Source organism: Alcaligenes endophyticus (assembly GCF_026344035.1).
GTDB classification, from domain to species: domain Bacteria; phylum Pseudomonadota; class Gammaproteobacteria; order Burkholderiales; family Burkholderiaceae_B; genus Alcaligenes; species Alcaligenes endophyticus.
The window spans coordinates 529,150-547,603 of the sequence record NZ_JAPKND010000001.1; the positions used below are offsets into that span (position 1 = coordinate 529,150).

The window sequence follows — 18,454 nt, forward strand, 5'->3', positions numbered from 1 at the left end:
AACTAGAAAGCTAAAACCTAACACTTTTTTGTGCAGAGCCTGCCTGTGCCTGAAATTATTGCACAGGCAGCACATCTGCCCCTGAGGTTAGCTCGCAGCGTCAACGGGGATTTGTTGAATACCGGCCAGCAACCAGCCCGAACCATCAGCTTTGAATAGATTCCAAACCTCTTCGAAGCGGAATGCCTCAGTACCGGGTTCCTCACGCAGCATACCCGAGTAACGTACGCTAGCTAAGTGTCCATCAGCCACTTTCTCTATGCCTAATAACTCGGCATTCAGCAAGACAACTTCGGTATAGCCCTCGCCACCACGCTGCTCAATCTGAGGAGCCGCTTCGGCCAGCAAATCGTCGGTAAGGAAATTACGCATCTGTTCTACGTCACCGCGATCCCACAGCTTTTGCACTTCCACAAACTGCTGCTTGGCATTGGCCAAAAAAGTAGGCGTATCAAAATCACCTGGGATAAACCAGCTTTCGTCCACAGGCGCTGCCGGTACTTCGGCGGGAGCAGCCGCAAAGGCGGCACTAGGAGCTGGGTTTTCAGGACGATTCCACGCCGCGGCGGGCTCTTGATTACGCATCATGGGCTGAGCACCGGCAGCTTGGGTAGCTGGACGGGCACTGCCACCGCGCAAACGACGTACCAAAAACACTACGGCAAACACCACAATACCAATTAGGAGCATGCTCGAGAGCATCTCTAGTAGGGCACCGCCTAATCCTAGGCTAGAGAGCAAGGCGGCAATTCCCAAGCCTGCAGCAATCCCTGCCAAAGGTCCTAAGAAACGTGACATGCCACTTTTAGCGGCCCCTGCCGCAGCACCTGCTGCTGGAGCGGCTGCTTGATTAGTACGCGCAGTAGTATTGGCTGCCGGAGCTTGCGCTGGTGCACGCTGCTGGGTGACATTAGAGGACTGACGACCCATACTACTGCCCATGCTGCGTCTAGCTTCTGCATCGTAAGACAGGGACATCATTGCTGTCGTACTAAAAGACAATACTGCTACTAAAAAAAGACGGGATAAACGTCGAGACATAAATTCAGACTCCAGGCTGAAACAACAACCATCAAGCAAGCGCGACTTTCATTTTTCGACAAGCGCGCAATACTAGCTTACGGAAAGCTGAACATTATCATGACTCAGCCTATCCGACTACAAATATTACATTTTCCTGAACAAAAATGCTGACATTCACGCTAATCAATAAGACAACCGCGTTTTACTCTAGTCGAACACCTTCGTGCAAACAGGCCACGCCCCCGGTCATGTTGAAGTAATTCACGCGCTCTAAGCCAGCTTCGCGCATCATCCGCGCCAGCGTTTCTTGATCGGGGTGCATGCGTATGGACTCAGCCAAGTAGCGGTAACTTTCTTCGTCTTTAGCCACCCATTTGCCAATTTTTGGCATGATATTGAAGGAGTACCAGTCGTAGGGGGCCTGCAAGGGCTTAGCAACCTGAGAAAACTCCAACACTAATAACTTACCACCCGGCTTTAACACCCGCCGCATCTCCGCTAAAGCTTTATCTTTGTGGGTCATGTTACGTAGGCCAAACGCGACCGAAACGCGATCAAAATAAGCATCGGGGAAAGGCAGCTTTTCAGCGTCACACACTGCCAAGGGCGTCAAAATACCTAAATCCAGCATACGATCACGCCCCACACGCAGCATGGAGCTATTAATATCAGTGTGCCACACCTCGCCGCTTGAACCGGCGCGCTTCGCAAACGCTTTGACTAAGTCGCCTGTTCCCCCGGCAATGTCTAGCACTTTCATGCCGGGGCGCACATCGGCCCGAGCAACAGTAAACACTTTCCAGGCGCGATGCAGCCCCATAGACATCAAATCATTCATGATGTCGTAGTTTTGGGCCACCGAGTGAAAGACGTCAGCCACCTTGCTGGCTTTTTGCTCGGATTTGACAGTTTGGAAGCCAAAATGCGTTTGGGCTTCCCCAGTAGATTCAGGTCGATGATCGGTATTTTGCATGATGGTGTAATCGTAGCTCAATTTGCCCTAATCTGAAAAACAAAAGACATATTGCAGTATTGTGTACTTTCACATACTTGCAACATTAGTTCCATATGATGATGCCTATTGTGGGGTACACCGTCGCCAACCCTTATCTGAGCATATATATTCATGAGTACAAGTATTTTAGTTATTGAAGACGAACCAGCTATCCAGGAGCTCATCTCCGTTAACCTGTCTTTTGCTGGTCACAAAGTGCTACGTGCTTTCGATGCAGAGCAAGCACAGATCCTGATCCGAGCTGAACTACCCGATCTCATTTTATTAGACTGGATGCTGCCGGGCACATCAGGCATTAACCTTGCACGCAAACTGCGCAGTGATGAGCGCACACGCCATATCCCCGTTATTATGCTCACCGCCAAAGGCGCAGAGCAAGACAAAATAGATGGTTTGGAATCTGGCGCTGACGATTACATCACCAAGCCTTTTTCTCCCAAAGAGCTCATCGCTCGCATTAAAGCCGTGTTGCGTCGCCGGGCCCCTCAGCTTACCGACGATGTCATTTCCATCGGTCAGCTCAAGCTTGATCCCAGCACGCACCGGGTCTTTGGCAATGAAATGGCGCTTAATATAGGCCCTACTGAATTTCGCCTATTACATTTTTTCATGACGCACACTGAACGTGTTTTTTCACGCTCGCAGTTGCTAGACCAAGTGTGGGGGGATCACGTCTTTGTCGAGGAACGCACCGTTGACGTGCACATTCGCCGTTTGCGTAAAGCCCTAGAACCAACAGAACACGATAAACATATTGAAACCATACGTGGAGCAGGCTATCGTTTCGCCGTCACCCCTGTAGAAAAAATCTCATCTAATTAAGCCTTATGCTCAGCACTTTATCATCCATCGGCCTTTGGGCCTTAACGGCCTCACTAATAGGATGGTGGCTAGGCCCTGCTGCAGGCTTGGGTGTGCTGGCATTTGGTTTACTGCTTATGGTGTTGGTTAGCGGTTTACATATTTCCCGCATTGCACGCTGGGTCGGCAATTTAGAGCAGCCTCCACCGCCCTCAGTAGGGCCATGGGACAACATTTTATCGCCCATTTATCGACAACTCCGACGCGACCGGCAAGAGCTAATCGAACTAGACCGTCAGGTCAGCGCCATCATGATGGCCGCCGAAGCCCTGCCCGACGGAGCCATAACCTTGAATGCAGACATGGAGTTGCAATGGTGCAACCGCACGGCCTGTGAACATCTAGGTTTAAATTTGGCCACTGATAGGCACCAACGCATCTTTAATATTTTGCGCGACCCTTCCCTAGTAGCCTATGCAAAGCAAAGCAGTTGGGACGCTCCGTTAATCATGCACATTAATCGTGACGGCCTTAGCAAAACAGTACAACTGCAACTAACCCCGTACGGTTTAGGGCAGTATCTACTTGTCACTCGCGACATCACTCAAGTAGAAAAACTAGAAACTACTCGTAAAGACTTCGTCGCCAATGTGTCACACGAACTGCGCACTCCACTTACGGTGTTACTTGGTTTTTTAGAAACTTTGCGTGATATCCCCGCTGAAAGCATTTCCCTTGAGCAACGCTTGCGCTACGAAGAAATGATGCTTGAGCAAACTCAGCACATGCAAGCCATTGTGGCCGACTTGCTCACCTTATCTACCCTTGAGTCCACCCCCACCATAGAGGGTGAGCCGGTCAACATTAGCAATCTCATTCATAGCGCCCTGAACCAAGGCCAGGCCCTATCAGGTGGTCAGCATCAATTTATTCAAGATATTGACCCCAACTTAGGCATTGTGGGCATAGAAAGCGAATTAGGCTCTGCTATCTCCAATTTACTCACCAATGCCATCCGCTATACCCCCAAAGACGGCACAATTACTGTCAGTTGGCAAAGCAGCGCTAACGGAGACGCCTATTACACGGTGCAAGACACCGGTATAGGGGTTGCTCCACAAGATATTCCTCGGCTAACCGAGCGGTTTTACCGTGCCGATAAAGGACGCTCACGCTCTACAGGTGGCACGGGCCTAGGTCTAGCCATTACTAAACATATCATGATGCGCCACAACGCCGAGCTGCAAATCCAAAGCCGCTTAGGTGCGGGAAGCCGCTTCTCACTTCGCTTCCCCGCCAGCAGAGTGCGCGCTATGCCTTGCTCCAGCTAAAAGCTTCTACCGTTAGCTTTCTAGTACGGCTAGCCCTAGTACACACGTCAGAAACGTATACTGCTAGCCTTAGCGACTGAAACGCTCTACAGTGACAGTAAAATGACATGTTTACTGCGGAGACAATCATGAGCAGCCCCTCTTTACGTCCTTTTCATTTGGCCTTTCCTGTTCACTGCCTAAAAGCGGCGCGCGAATTTTACGGTGAACGCATGGGTTGTCCAGAAGGACGCTCCTCGGACCAGTGGATAGATTTTAATTTTTACGGCCATCAAATTGTGGCTCATTTAGCACCCGATGAGTGCGGCACCAGCAGCACTAGTGCGGTCGACGCCCACAATGTACCGGTGCGACATTTTGGCGTAGTCCTTGATATGGACACCTGGCAGACACTCGCTGATCGCCTAGTCGCAGCCAAAACGGACTTCGTCATAGAGCCTTACATACGCTTTAAAGGCGAGCCCGGCGAACAAGCCACCATGTTTTTCTTAGATCCTTCCGGCAATGCTCTGGAGTTCAAAGCCTTTCACAATCTGGATTCCTTGTTTGCCAAGTAGTTACTATGTCTGTTCCCGCTCATATTAAATGGACTTACCTCCCACAAGGGGACCGCAGCCTACTGATTCGCTTCTCAGACCATGAAGTCATCGAGCAAGAGATCGGCCAACTGTGTGTACAAGCAGCCCAAGCCCTACGTGACAGCGCCCTGCCGGGCGTCGTCGATATCGTGCCCAGCTTCAATGCCGTTGTCGTGCATCACCTACCTGGTGAGCTTTCACAGGCTGCTCTACAAACACATATTGAGCAAGTACTGCTCCATGTGTTTTCTAAGACAGCTAACTTGCCCACACCTAGGATCGTAGACATTCCGGTGTGCTATGGTCAGGAATGGGGCCCCGACCTAGAAGACTTGGCTCAACTGCTGAGCGTCAGTCAGGAACGAGTCATACAACTCCATAGCCAAAAGCCGCTTCTTGTATTTATGGTTGGTTTTGCCCCAGGCGCTCCCTATATGGGTATCCACGAACCAGAGCTTGACGTGCCACGGCGTGCTACACCACGCACCCACATTGCTGCTGGCTCGGTGGCCATCGCCAACCGCCAATCAATTATTTACCCCAATATATCCCCCGGTGGCTGGCATGTCATTGGGCGCACTCCCCTGACCTTATTTCAACCCGGTCAAACTCCCCCCACCCTCCTTGGCCCAGGAGATCAAGTGCGCTTTGTACCAATCAGCCCCGAACAATTTCAGAACTGGCCTGCACCGACATGAGTATTACTGTCCTGAAACCTGGTTTATGTACTAGCTTGCAAGATCGTGGTCGTTTCGGTTACCAACACTTGGGCGTATCACCCAGTGGGGCAATGGATGAGCTCGCCCATCGCATGGCAAACCTGCTGGTAGGTAATACGCAAGATTATGCTAGCCTAGAAATTACGCTCCAAGGCCCCACTCTGCGTTTTGAACAAGCTTGTTTGTTTGCCCTATGCGGCGCGGATCTCCAAGCCCGCTTGAATGATCAAGCCATTCCAAGCAAACGTCCCATTCTGGCATTACCCGGTTCCACTCTTAGCTTTAAAGGTCGCTTATCGGGCATGCGCGCTTACTTAGCCGTGCACGGAGGCTTTGCCGTTGAACCTGTGCTTGGCAGTCAGTCCACCTTGTTGCGCAGCAAGTTTGGCGGCTGGCAAGGACGTAAGCTAGAGCGCGATGACCAAGTGCCCGTGCGTACACCGTTACACCTTACGCCTGGTTCGCAACAGCAACTGGAAGAGTTTTTAGGGGCTGAGCGTATTTATATGCCCGCCGCCTTAAACCCGGCAGCGCGCGATCAAATTCGTCTGATACCCGGTGAGCACCTAGGTCTTTTTGCGGCCTCATCGCAGCAACGTTTATTTGGGCAAAACTATCGTATTGCCACCTCTTCTGAACGCATGGGCTACAGGTTAGAAGGCAAACCACTATTTCGCCAACATGACCTTGAACTGCTGTCGGCCCCCACCAGCTTTGGTACCGTACAAGTACCCAACGATGGACAACCTATAATTTTGATGGCCGATAGGCAAACCACGGGCGGTTACGCAAAAATAGGGCAAATAGCGGCGGTGGATTTACCCCAGCTAGCTCAACTATTACCTGGAACCAACGTCAGCTTTGAGCTGATTCGAGCAGAGCAAGCCGCCCAGCTAGATCAGCAACGCGAGTCGGCCTTGCAACGTTTATCGAGTAGCCTAGAAAGCTTACGGGCCCAATTAAGCAAACTAACTGGGCCATAAAAGGGATTATCCAGCCTTACAGAAATAACTTATAGGCTGGGTTCTCGCTTTCATTCCAGTAAGGGTACCCAAGGGTATCCAAAAACAATCGGAACTCTTTTTTGTCGGCGGGGGGCACCATAATACCTACCAAAATGCGCCCGTAATCGCCGCCCTCATTGCGATAATGAAACAGGCTGATATTCCATTCGGGATTCATGGAGCTCAAAAAGCGGCGTAAAGCACCGGGACGCTCGGGAAACTCAAACCGTAATAGAACTTCATTGTCGGCACACGCTGAGCGCCCGCCTATCATGTAGCGCAGATGAGTTTTGGCCATTTCATCGCCGGTCAGGTTCAGCGTAGAAAAGCCTTTTTTCACAAAGCTATTTTCTAACTTGGTCATTTCTGCTTCGGCAGCAATGCTCATGCCCACAAACACGTGAGCCTGCTCAGCATCGCTCATACGGTAATTAAACTCCGTCACCGAGCGATTACCTAAAGCCTCACACAAACGCAAGAAACTACCACGTCGTTCAGGAATAGTCAGCGCAAAAAGCGCCTCGCGGAACTCGCCGACATCGGCGCGCTCAGCCACCATACGCAAACGGTCAAAGTTCATATTGGCGCCCGACGTAATCGCCACCAATGTTTTATTTTTTAACTTATGCAAGGCCGCATAGCGCTTAGCACCCGCCAAACCCAGCGCACCAGCAGGCTCCAACACACTACGTGTATCTTGGAATACGTCTTTAATTGCCGCACATATCGCATCTGTATCCACCAAGACGTAGTCGTCCACATACTCACGCGCCAACTTAAAGGTCTCGCTGCCCACTTGCTTTACTGCTGTGCCATCAGAAAACAAGCCTACATCCGCTAAATTAACGCGCCGTCCCTTTTCTATACTGCGCACCATGGCGCAGGAATCCTCGGTTTGCACACCGATAATTTTAATTTCCGGACGTAGCTGCTTGATATAGGCCGCTATCCCTGCAATCAGTCCACCGCCACCTATCGGTACAAAAATAGCATCGATGGGACCAGTGTGTTGACGCAATATTTCCATTCCCACGGTGCCTTGGCCAGCAATCACATAAGGGTCATCGAAGGGATGCACAAACGTGAGCCCTTGGGCTTTCTCTAGTTCTAAGGCATGCTGGTAAGCATCTGAATAGCTATCACCGAACAGGACGGCCTCACCACCCAAGTTTTTTACCCCCTCCACTTTTACTTGTGGCGTGGTAGTGGGCATGACTATCACCGCTCGACAACCTAAACGACGCGCTGACATAGCAACACCCTGAGCATGATTGCCCGCTGATGCAGCTATTACGCCACGCTTAAGCTCAGCCGCGCTCATGTGCGCCATTTTATTGTAGGCACCGCGCAGCTTGAAACTAAACACAGGTTGATAGTCTTCTCGCTTTAGCAGTACCGTGTTACTAATTCGTGCCGATACCTGTGGAGCCTGTTCTAGGGGGGTTTCAACCGCTATATCGTAAACTTTCGAGGTCAGGACTCGCTTCAGATAATCGTTCGACATAATTCCGTGCACTATACAAAAAAGACCGCCACAAGCGATCAAGAAGAAAAAAGCCGCCATCAAAGCGGCAGCAAACCTACTCAAAAAAGAATACCATAGCTACGCTACAGAACAGCAGCGTTTCTGCTTCTACAGGCTTTAACACCATGGAAATCTGGCTCGAACAATCTATTCAGCTTTTTTTACACGCTTTTTCCTTGCCTCAGGTAGGTTTAAGTGCCATTTTTATCGTCTGCCTGGTATCGGCCACCTTGCTTCCGATGGGCTCAGAGCCAGCCGTATTTGCCTACGTACAACTAGCTCCCAATATGTTTTGGGTCGCCATTATTGTCGCAACGCTTGGCAACACCATAGGCGGAGCGATTAGCTATGCCATGGGGGTAGGAGCCGAGAAAGCCTACGAAAAGTGGCGTCACAGCCAGCCAGAGCACGAGTCTGACGAGCAAGGCGAAGCCCTAAAGCAAAAAGCGGCTGGCCGCTGGCATGCCCTAAGCCAACGCTGGTTATCCCGCCTTGGGCCGCCCGCCCTGTTATTATCATGGTTACCGGTGGTGGGCGATCCCCTATGTGCGGTAGCAGGCTGGCTCAGACTTAGCTTTTGGCCCAGCGTGTTTTATATGGCAGTTGGCAAATTTTTACGTTACCTCACGTTAACTGCCCTATTAGTATGGATTTACCCGTATCTAGGGTTCCAATAAACGACACTCTACGCCTTTGTGTCCTTAGTCACAGACAGGCAAATAGCGCCTTAGCAGCCAGTTTCGTTTACACTATTTTTTTGCATCCAGCTCTTTGCAGAGCCCCTTCTCAGGGTAAGTTTGATATCACATTATGAACGCCCCCATCGCTAGTCAGTATCTGGCCTCTAAAACAGTTAACGCCGACGCACCTCGTCTGCGCGAGATTCCTTACAACTACACCTCTTACTCCGACCGCGAGATCGTGATGCGCCTGTTGGGCACCGAGGCGTGGGAAAAACTGTCTGAATTACGCACTGAACGTCGAACAGGCCGCTCGGCCCGCATGCTGTTTGAGGTGCTGGGCGATATTTGGGTCGTCCGGCGCAACCCTTATTTGCAAGATGACCTACTGCATAATCCAAAGCGACAATATCAACTCATCGAAGCCTTAAACCATCGGCTAGGTGAAATTGATAAACGCCGTGATACGCACATTCCCGAGCGCGATGCCAAAGTTCTGTATTTATTACGCGCAGCTCGCGAGGCGGTCGCCGCTTTTGAGCGTGAGTTTGCCGAAACGAATCAGTTACGCACTGAAGTCACGCGCAAGCTAAGCGCAATCACTGCAAAAGACAATATTAAGTTCGACGGCCTATCCCGTGTCTCGCACGTGACCGATGCCACCGACTGGCGTGTTGAATATCCTTTTGTCGTACTTACCCCCGACCGTGAAGGCGAAATCGCCGCCTTAGTACGTGCCTGTATAGAGCTAAAACTCACTATCATCCCCCGCGGGGGTGGCACAGGCTACACGGGTGGAGCAATTCCTCTCACGCCTCGCTCGGTGGTCATTAATACCGAAAAACTCGATACCCTTGGCTCTGTAGAAAGCCAACTACTACCTGGCCTAGATAGCCCAGTCAGCACCATACATACCGGCGCTGGCGTGGTTACACGACGTGTGGCCGATGCCGCAGAAGCGGCCGGTGCCGTGTTTGCAGTCGACCCAACCTCTGCCGATGCTTCCTGCATAGGCGGAAATATTGCAATGAACGCCGGCGGTAAAAAAGCGGTGCTATGGGGTACCGCTCTCGATAACCTCGCTTGGTGGCGCATGGTAGACCCCCAAGGCAACTGGCTGGAAGTCACCCGTGTTGGTCACAACATGGGCAAAATTCACGATGTAGACCTTGCACGCTTTGATTTGCAATGGTCCGATGGCTTATACGCTCCGGGTGAGCGTCCACTGCGCAGCCAAACCCTGGAAATCGAAGGGCGTAAATTCCGTAAAGCAGGCCTTGGCAAAGACGTTACCGACAAATTCCTTTCTGGTCTGCCGGGTATCCAAAAAGAAGGTTGCGACGGGCTGATTACATCGGCTCGTTGGGTGCTGCACCGTATGCCTGCGCACACTCGCACCGTATGTATGGAGTTTTTCGGACCAGCCAAAACCGCCGTTCCCTCTATCGTTGAGGTCATCGACTACCTGAACGGCCCAGGAAAACAGCTAGGCGCTGTTTTGGCCGGCCTAGAACACTTAGACGAGCGTTATCTACGCGCAGTAGGCTATGCCACCAAAAGCAAACGCAACAGCCTACCTAAAATGGTTCTTATTGGCGATATCGTCGGTGACGACCCCGACGCCATTGCCACTGCCGCCTCAGAAGTCGTACGCATTGCCAACAGCCGCTCTGGTGAGGGCTTTGTCGCCGTCAGTGCTGAAGCCCGGAAAAAATTCTGGTTAGACCGTGCGCGCACAGCGGCCATTGCTCGCCATACCAACGCCTTTAAAATTAACGAAGACGTGGTCATCCCCTTAAATCGTATGGGCGAGTATACCGACGAGATCGAACGCATCAATATTGAACTGTCTGCGGCCAATAAGCTACGGTTAACTCGTGAACTAGAACAGTTTTTGTGCGGCGACTTACCCGTAGGCAAAAGCCAAGATGCGGCCGATGCCAGCCATACCCGTGAAGAAATTCTAGAGTCCCGCCGGGAAGATGCCTTACAGCTTATTCATCGCGTACGGGATCGCTGGCAATGGTTAGTAGATAACCTTGAGCTACCCTTAGCTCAAGCCAGTGAGGATATTGCTCGCCTGCAAATTCCTTATACTCTTGAAGAACAGCAGGCGCGACTAGCCCAAGAGCCAGACGTCACGATTTTGCAACTGCTGCAAGATCACACCCTGCGCACCTCTTGGAAAACAGAAATCCGCTCTCACCTTGAGCAGTTTTTTTCAGGTGCCGACTGTGCGGCAGTACTCGCTGAAATTCAAGCGACTCACGACCGCGTGCTAAAAAGTCGAGTATTTGTGGCCTTGCATATGCATGCAGGCGACGGCAACGTACACACCAATATCCCCGTTAACTCCGACGACTACGAAATGCTGCAAACAGCCAACGCCACGGTTGCACGCATTATGCAGATTGCACGGCGTCTTGACGGCGTCATCTCGGGTGAACACGGTATTGGTCTGACCAAGTACGAATACTTAACCCAAGAAGAACTACAACCGTTCCAAGACTATAAACGCGAAATCGACCCCGAAAACCGTTTTAACGCGGGCAAACTTATGCCTGGCGCTGACCTTAGCCGGGCGTGGACACCCAGTTTTAACTTGCTGGGGTATGAGTCGCTCATTATGCAACGCAGTGAAATCGGCTCTATCGCCGATGCTATTAAAGACTGTCTGCGTTGTGGTAAATGTAAACCTGTCTGTGCTACCCACGTACCGCGTGCCAACTTATTGTATTCGCCGCGAAATAAAATCCTGGGTACGTCTTTACTCATTGAAGCCTTTCTGTACGAAGAACAAACCCGCCGTGGCATTAGCTTAAAACACTGGGAAGAGTTCGAAGACATCGGCGATCACTGCACACTGTGCCACAAATGCTATAACCCCTGTCCCGTCGACATCGACTTCGGTGATGTATCCATGCAGATGCGCTCTCTATTGCGCAGCATGGGTAAGAAATCGTTTAATCCGGGCACCAGCGCGGCAATGTTCTTTCTGAATGCTAAAGACCCGCGTGTGATTAAAACCACCCGTAAAGCCATGATAGAGGTAGGCTATAAGGCGCAGCGTTTAGCTCACGACATCTTGGCTGCACCCGCGAAAAAGCAAAACAGCGCCCCTCCGGCTACCACCGGCAAAGCTCCCATACGCGAACAAGTCATCCATTTTATTAACCGTAAAATGCCTGGGGGCCTACCCAAGCAAACGGCTCGTAAACTGCTGGACATTGAAGACGCTAACTACGTACCCATTATTCGCAATCCACAAGCGACTACCGTAGACAGCGAAGCCGTTTTCTACTTCCCAGGCTGCGGGTCCGAGCGCCTGTTCTCACAAGTAGGTTTAGCCACCCAAGCCATGTTATGGCATGCAGGGGTGCAAACCGTATTGCCTCCTGGTTACTTGTGTTGTGGCTACCCTCAGCGCGGTAACGGCATGAATGACAAAGCCGAAAAAATCATCACTGATAACCGTGTCTTGTTCCATCGTATGGCAACCACGCTGAACTACCTCGACATCAAAACCGTAGTCGTTAGCTGTGGAACCTGTTACGACCAATTAGCCGGATACGAATTCGACAAAATTTTCCCCGGTTGCAGGCTCATCGACATACACGAGTTCCTACTGGAAAAAGGCTTGAAATTGGACGATGTGCAAGGTGTACGTTACATGTATCACGACCCTTGCCACACGCCCATGAAACTGCAAGACCCCATGAAGACAGTGAAGTCCTTGGTGGGCGATAGCACGATTAAAACCGACCGTTGCTGTGGCGAGTCGGGCACCTTGGCCGTCAGTCGCCCCGACATCTCTACCCAAATTCGCTTTCGTAAACACGAAGAGTTGCAAAAAAACCAACTCACCGTACAAGAAAGTGGGCATCAGGGCGAGGTCAAAGTATTGACGTCCTGTCCGTCTTGTCTGCAAGGCTTAGCCCGTTATCAAGGCGATACCGGCCTAGAGGCCGACTACATCGTGGTTGAAATGGCCAAGCACATACTGGGCGAGAACTGGATGCCTGACTACGTCAAGTCCGCCAACAACGGCGGTATTGAACGCGTATTAGTATAAGCTTGTAGAAGCACCAAAAAAGCAGCTCATCTGTTTCAGATGGGCTGCTGGGGCGGGGCTTAAGCCCCTAAATCCATTCGAAACGAAGATAAGCATTACACCGCCTAAGCCTTATCAGGAAGCATCATGTCTGGCGACTTAGCATTACTGCGTAGCCTAGAGAAACTCTTACATACCGAACGACATGCCGCGCTGGGCACGTTGAGCCAGCAGGGCTGGCCAGCAGTAAGTATGGTGCCGTATGCCGTAGATCGCGCTAGCGCGGGTCTGATTATTCATATTAGTGAGCTGGCTGCGCACACACGGGCGCTACAGCGCGACCCGCGTTCCTCTCTGATGATTTGTCAAAGCCCCGAAGCGACTCAAGCGGTCCATGAGCTGCCCCGAGTGACACTGCAAACCCAGGCATACCAGCTAGAACGCGATTCAACACCTTGGTTAACCGCGCGCGACAGTTATCTGGCTCGCTTTCCCGAGGCCGCCTTCATGACGGAATTTACCGACTTCCACTTTGTGCTGTTAGAACCCATACGGGTACGCCAAATAGCAGGCTTTGGCGCCGCACGCACCTTAACATTAGAGCAGGCCTTAGCAACCTTACGGCAAATTAGCCACTAAGCCACAGGCTTAGCGGTCACTGCAAACGGCCAAAACCCGTGCCGGAGTTTTACTAGAGCTCAAGTACACGTGCCCAACTGAGCTATCAAAATAAGCGGCCTCATTGCGCTTCAGATGAATAGAGGTGCCGTCTTCAAATAATATACGCACGGCACCCGCCAACACCAGCGCGAACTCTTGGCCAGGATGCTTAATAAACTCGCTAAAGTCATTCACCTCGCGTGAGTTCACCGTCGCCACAATAGGCGTCATATCCTTGCCGCGCGTTTCGCTAAACAAAAACTTATGCTGATAATTATCAGACGTGTACTCATCATGCTCGACAATACTGGCTTTAAGCACTAAACCAGACCCAAAAGCTTGCTCAGCCTGATGGTTCTTGGCTTGCAGCAACTCGGCGATATCTACCTCTAAGGCCTGTGCCACTGCCCGAAACTTATCGTAGCTCAGAGCGGTTTGAGCCAACTCAATTTTCGATAAGGTTGAAACAGGCACACCAGAAGCCTCTGAGAGGCGTTTGAGCGTAAATCCCTTGCTCTTGCGCAGGGCGCGCAGACGCGCGCCCACTGCATCTTTAGAGACAATGCCGGGCTGTGGAGAACCTTTCACACCAGTGGTCATACTCCCTCTTTTATTACAATGGCGTCGTGTCTGCGCCGGTGCGCTCCACAATCGCCTTGTAATGCTCTGGGCGCCTGTGACGAGCAAAGTTGAAAATATTATTCCGATAACCGTTCGCCAAATCGAGATCGCACACGTAGTTAATGACCTCATCATCTTCTGATAAGGCCTGTACCGCAATCTCACCGGTGGGGGCTACGATACACGAACCACCTATCATCGGTATACCCTCTTCTACCCCTGCTTTGGCTGCCGCTGCAATCCAACACGTGTTTTGATAGGCAGACGCTTTAAGCGGCAATTGATTTTGCAAAGCGGGCAAATGGGCTGGCTCCCCTAAGCGGCCGTATGCCACCGGCGTGTTATAACCCACCATCACAATATCAACCGCTTGCAGCCCCATGACTCGGTACGTTTCCGGCCAGCGCCTGTCGTTACAAATACACATTCCGATGCGCGCCTCACCCGCATCAAAAACCGGAAAGCCCAAATCACCCACTTCAAAATACTTTTTCTCTAAGTGTTGCACAGGATAGTTCTCTTGTGCTTGGGCATCCCCGGGAATATGAATCTTACGATACTTACCGATAATTTTTCCACCATCGACCAAGATGCTGCTGTTGAACTGGCGCTCTCCGGCCAACTCGGCATACCCAAGATAAAAACCCACCTGCAAATCGCGCGACAGCTCAAAAAGTGGCAATGTCTCCGGGCTGGGCATCTCTGCCTCAAAATAGGAGCGTACCTGTGCAGGGTCGTCCATGCTCCAACGAGGGAAAAAGGTGGTCAGCGTTAACTCGGGAAAGACAACCCACCGCGCGCCTCGTGAAGCTGCCTCTTTTAACAACTCACACAAACGAGCCACCACCTCTTTGCGGCTATGGTGTGCTTGTATGGGGCCTGTTTGCGCCACCGCTAAATGTAATGTTCTTTTCATTTGGTTTGTCTCCTAATATCCATTAATGTGTGGCCTGACGCTCAAGCACGCGCCCTGGCCGAGCGCCTGTGGCTGCGCCCCCCTCAGTCCATACCTGAACACCATTCACATAGACCTGATGGATTCCCTTCGAGCGGGCCATAGGCGCCTCGAAAGTGGCTACATCGGCGATGGTGGCAGGGTCAAACACCACTAAATCAGCAAATGCACCAACAGCAATCACACCGCGGTTTTGTAGGCCAAATCGCTGCGCGGTCAACCCAGTCATTTTCCATACTGCCGTATGTAAGGGGAATAAACCCAGATCGCGGCTGTAATGCCCGAGCACTCGAGGAAAAGTACCCCACAAACGAGGATGCGGATGGGTATCATGCGGTAGACCATCTGAGCCGATCATGGTGTCGGGGAAAGCCATAATGCGCTGCACATCCTCTTCGTCCATCATGAAATAAATCGCCCCAGCTGGCATTAGTTCGTCGACCACGTCCCAACGCGACTTACCCCGCTCTTGGGCAATCTCATCCAAATCTTTACCCGTGTACTCAGGAAATGGTGTGCACCACGTGATAATGGTACGCGCAGACAACAAGGCGCGATCTTTTTTTAGCATGGTCGAGCCTGCCACGTAGGGATAGGCATCCAGGGATACGGACTGTGTCTGCATAGCTTGGCTAATCAAAGCCAACGTTTCAACCGAACGTCCAAAATTTTGCTGCCCCATCAGTTTATGGTGCGAAATAATGACCGGTACCTGCAAGGCTTGGCCAATATGAAAAGTTTCATTTAGCGCTGCAACAATCTCGTCGCCCTCATCACGCATATGAGTGGCATACACACCCTGAGCTTGGCTCAGGGGCTGGCACACTTCAATGATCTCGGCCGTGCTGGCCGCCGCCGCAGGGGGGTAGAAAGTGCCCGTAGACACACCAATGGCTCCGGCCTCTAGCGCTTCACTTACCATGGCTCGCATGGCCTGTATTTCATCCTCGTTGGCAGGCCTATCTAACTCACCCATGACCGCTGCGCGTAAGGTGGAATGCCCCACCATACAGGCACAATTAACGGTAGGCTCGGCATCACGCACCGCTTCTAAATACTCAGCAAAGCTGCCATACACATAGCTCCCCCCTGCATCGAGTAAATCTAAGGGGGAAGGAGGAGTGATATGCTTCAAAGGCGCTAGGCTAATGCCACAATTGCCGGTAATAACGGTCGTGACCCCCTGCGACACTTTAGGTGTCATTTCAGGCGTACGCAACAGTGCATTATCGTCATGCGTATGCGAGTCGATAAAACCAGGCGCAAGCACCTTGCCACTAATATCAATAAACTCACGTGCATCACTTGACGCAAACTCACCGATTGCCACAATTTTATCGTTGAGTATGGCCACATCAGCCTTAAATGGTTCGGCATTCGTACCATCTAATACCGTCCCCCCTGCCAAGATCAAATCAAATGCACGAGTGTCTACTGACATGTCTACTCCTGAATATAACCGAGGTTTGCGCCCAGCATAGGGCACAAAATTTATAATAAATGGCAAGCAGCGCTGTGGTCGTCACTAAAACGCACCACAGGAGGAACCGTTTGGGCACAAATGGTTTGCGCCCGCGGACAGCGAGTACGGAAAGCACACCCCGACGGCGGATTCAAGGGGCTGGGAATTTCCCCTTTCAAGCGCTCACCGATCGGCGCTCCCCGCGCGCCTTCCTCAAAGCGTGGCACAGCTGCCATCAGCGCTTGGGTATAAGGATGCTGAGGGTTAGCAAACAATTCTTGACTAGTGCCTAGCTCAACAATGCGCCCTAAGTACATCACAGCCACCCGATGGCTGATATGTCGGACCACACTTAAGTCGTGAGAGATAAACAAATAGGTGAGCCCCAAGCTTTTTTGCAAATCACCTAACAAATTAATCACCTGAGCCTGTACGGATACGTCTAAGGCTGAAACAGGCTCATCACAAACAATAAAGCTGGGCTCCAAAGCCAGAGCCCTCGCAATCACAAGGCGTTGCCGTTGCCCACCTGAAAACTGATGGGGAAACTTATCCAAGGCGTCAGGGTGCAAACTGACCAATTGCAACAACTCTAGCAAGCGTTGCTCAATGTACTCTTCGGAATGGTCGAAATTACGCAAGGGTTCAGACAGTATGGCTCTGACCCTCATGCGTGGATTCATGGACGAGTAAGGGTCCTGAAAAATAAACTGTACTCGCTTGCGCAACTGCCTCAAAGCGTTACTGCGCAAACCACCTATATCCTCACCTTCAAAAAAAACCTTACCCGCGCTAGGTTCTATCAAGCGCGCAATACAACGCCCTAGCGTCGACTTACCACAGCCTGACTCACCCACCACGCTAAAGGTTTCGCCTTTACGCACCTCAAAAGACACCTCATTCACCGCTCGCAAAGTGGCTTTACGCTTTTGATGCTTCACATCAAAATGCTTACTGAGCCCCTGCACCTGCAGTTGTACTGAGCCATCGAGCACATCACTATTGAGTTCTTTCATATCTTTTCCGTTCGGACGTTGGCCGCCCTCAAACGCCAGAGCGACACCAGTAACGACTCCCTGTCTCGGCCGTCAGCATACGCGGTGCCTCGCGCTCACATTGCTCGATACGTGCGACACAACGCGACGCAAAAGCACAGCCTTGTGCATCGGGTGACCTAATCGGGACGATGCCAGGCAGCTCGGCCAGACGTTGCCCCGTTTCCCCTTGCGCATCCACGAAACCGGGCAAAGACCTAATAAGTGCTTGCGTGTAAGGGTGACGAGAGCGGTACAACACATCTGCCACTGCTCCTTCCTCTACCATTGAGCCGGCATACATTACCAACACGCGGTCACACGTTTCTGCCACTACCCCTAAATCATGGGTAATCAAGACAATTGCCGTCCCGAGTTCGACCTGTATGTCTTTAAGGATCTGCAAAATCTGAGCTTGTATGGTCACATCTAAAGCCGTCGTAGGCTCATCCGCAATCAATACCCTGGGTTTACAAGCTAAGGCCATCGCAATCATCACCCGTTGACGCATACCACCTGACAGTTCATGCGGGTACTGCGTTAAGCGTTTTGCCGGATCAGACACTTGCACCAGCTCCAGCAAATCCTGCGCATCACGCAAAGCTTGCTGCCGGCTTTTACCTTGGTGTAACTGGATAGACTCGGCAATTTGAACACCAATCGTAAAGACGGGGTTTAATGAGGTCATGGGCTCCTGAAATATCATGGAAACCTGATTACCCCGAATTTGCCGCATGCGCTTTTCTGGCATGTTAAGTAAGTCCTGGCCTTCAAATAAGACTTGCCCTTGAGTAATACGTGCTGTCTTAGCTAATAAGCCCATAATGGCTAAGGAGCTAACACTTTTCCCACACCCTGACTCACCCACAATACCCAGCGTTTCGCCTGCACGTACCGCAAACGACAAACCACTGACCGCCTGCACAGTACGCTCGAAGCCTCGAAACTGAATACTCAGGTCACGCACTGATAAGATTTCTTGTTCTCTCATGGCT

At 51.4% G+C, this 18,454-nt stretch carries 16 protein-coding genes; 8 read left to right on the top strand and 8 right to left on the bottom strand.

The features are described 5' to 3' along the window. Nucleotides 1–87: 87 nt before the first annotated feature. Together OSH01_RS02370 and ubiE are read right to left on the bottom strand one after the other, a co-directional pair. Nucleotides 88–1,041 (bottom strand): Tim44 domain-containing protein, encoded by a 954-nt coding sequence (locus OSH01_RS02370; RefSeq protein WP_266122437.1) that lies wholly within the window; start codon nucleotides 1,039–1,041, stop codon nucleotides 88–90. A gap of 184 nt (nucleotides 1,042–1,225) precedes the next feature. Continuing rightward, entirely contained in the window at nucleotides 1,226–1,996 is a 771-nt protein-coding gene (ubiE, locus tag OSH01_RS02375) for a bifunctional demethylmenaquinone methyltransferase/2-methoxy-6-polyprenyl-1,4-benzoquinol methylase UbiE (protein ID WP_266122438.1), read from the bottom strand. 153 nt (nucleotides 1,997–2,149) lie between these two features. Here ubiE and phoB point away from each other — a divergent pair, with 153 nt between their 5' ends. The 5 genes from phoB (at nucleotide 2,150) to OSH01_RS02400 (ending at nucleotide 6,450) form a co-directional block, all read left to right on the top strand. Next, complete coding sequence (gene phoB, locus OSH01_RS02380; protein WP_266122439.1) at nucleotides 2,150–2,860, top strand: phosphate regulon transcriptional regulator PhoB; 711 nt, start codon at nucleotides 2,150–2,152, stop codon at nucleotides 2,858–2,860. A gap of 5 nt (nucleotides 2,861–2,865) precedes the next feature. Next, nucleotides 2,866–4,170, top strand: coding sequence for a phosphate regulon sensor histidine kinase PhoR (gene phoR, locus OSH01_RS02385; protein WP_266122440.1), 1,305 nt, complete (start codon nucleotides 2,866–2,868; stop codon nucleotides 4,168–4,170). Between the two features lie 128 nt (nucleotides 4,171–4,298). Further along, nucleotides 4,299–4,727 (top strand): VOC family protein, encoded by a 429-nt coding sequence (locus tag OSH01_RS02390; RefSeq protein WP_376918081.1) that lies wholly within the window; start codon nucleotides 4,299–4,301, stop codon nucleotides 4,725–4,727. A 5-nt stretch (nucleotides 4,728–4,732) separates the two neighbouring features. Further along, nucleotides 4,733–5,446 (top strand): 5-oxoprolinase subunit PxpB, encoded by a 714-nt coding sequence (gene pxpB / locus OSH01_RS02395; RefSeq protein ID WP_266122441.1) that lies wholly within the window; start codon nucleotides 4,733–4,735, stop codon nucleotides 5,444–5,446. Beyond that, nucleotides 5,443–6,450 (top strand): 5-oxoprolinase subunit C family protein, encoded by a 1,008-nt coding sequence (locus OSH01_RS02400; protein ID WP_266122442.1) that lies wholly within the window; start codon nucleotides 5,443–5,445, stop codon nucleotides 6,448–6,450. Before pxpB ends, OSH01_RS02400 begins: the two co-directional genes overlap by 4 nt. A 16-nt stretch (nucleotides 6,451–6,466) precedes the next feature. Here OSH01_RS02400 and ilvA read toward each other — a convergent pair whose 3' ends face one another. Next, complete coding sequence (ilvA, locus tag OSH01_RS02405; protein ID WP_266122443.1) at nucleotides 6,467–7,975, bottom strand: threonine ammonia-lyase, biosynthetic; 1,509 nt, start codon at nucleotides 7,973–7,975, stop codon at nucleotides 6,467–6,469. Nucleotides 7,976–8,121: 146 nt separating this feature from the next. On the opposite strand from ilvA, the gene OSH01_RS02410 reads away from it, so the two are divergent. From OSH01_RS02410 to OSH01_RS02420, 3 genes are all read left to right on the top strand, one after another. Then, a complete protein-coding gene (locus tag OSH01_RS02410; RefSeq protein WP_266122444.1) occupies nucleotides 8,122–8,673 on the top strand; it encodes a YqaA family protein in 552 nt (183 codons plus the stop codon). 133 nt (nucleotides 8,674–8,806) lie between these two features. Next, nucleotides 8,807–12,748 carry an FAD/FMN-binding oxidoreductase gene (locus OSH01_RS02415; protein WP_266122445.1) on the top strand — a complete coding sequence of 1,314 codons (3,942 nt, stop codon included), beginning with the start codon at nucleotides 8,807–8,809 and terminating at the stop codon, nucleotides 12,746–12,748. A 126-nt stretch (nucleotides 12,749–12,874) separates the two neighbouring features. After that, a complete protein-coding gene (locus tag OSH01_RS02420; RefSeq protein WP_266122446.1) occupies nucleotides 12,875–13,366 on the top strand; it encodes a HugZ family pyridoxamine 5'-phosphate oxidase in 492 nt (163 codons plus the stop codon). Between the two features lie 9 nt (nucleotides 13,367–13,375). Here OSH01_RS02420 and OSH01_RS02425 read toward each other — a convergent pair whose 3' ends face one another. The 5 genes from OSH01_RS02425 to OSH01_RS02445 are packed head-to-tail and all read right to left on the bottom strand — an operon-like array spanning nucleotide 13,376 to nucleotide 18,450. Then, nucleotides 13,376–13,987, bottom strand: a complete 612-nt coding sequence (locus tag OSH01_RS02425; protein WP_266122447.1) for a helix-turn-helix domain-containing protein — start codon at nucleotides 13,985–13,987, stop codon at nucleotides 13,376–13,378. Between the two features lie 13 nt (nucleotides 13,988–14,000). Next, nucleotides 14,001–14,924, bottom strand: coding sequence for an N-carbamoyl-D-amino-acid hydrolase (locus OSH01_RS02430; protein WP_266122448.1), 924 nt, complete (start codon nucleotides 14,922–14,924; stop codon nucleotides 14,001–14,003). 22 nt (nucleotides 14,925–14,946) lie between these two features. Beyond that, nucleotides 14,947–16,404, bottom strand: a complete 1,458-nt coding sequence (locus tag OSH01_RS02435; RefSeq protein WP_266122449.1) for an N-acyl-D-amino-acid deacylase family protein — start codon at nucleotides 16,402–16,404, stop codon at nucleotides 14,947–14,949. Between the two features lie 50 nt (nucleotides 16,405–16,454). Next, complete coding sequence (locus tag OSH01_RS02440; protein WP_266122450.1) at nucleotides 16,455–17,441, bottom strand: ABC transporter ATP-binding protein; 987 nt, start codon at nucleotides 17,439–17,441, stop codon at nucleotides 16,455–16,457. A 28-nt stretch (nucleotides 17,442–17,469) separates the two neighbouring features. Continuing rightward, nucleotides 17,470–18,450 carry an ABC transporter ATP-binding protein gene (locus OSH01_RS02445; RefSeq protein WP_266122451.1) on the bottom strand — a complete coding sequence of 327 codons (981 nt, stop codon included), beginning with the start codon at nucleotides 18,448–18,450 and terminating at the stop codon, nucleotides 17,470–17,472. Nucleotides 18,451–18,454 lie beyond the last annotated feature (4 nt).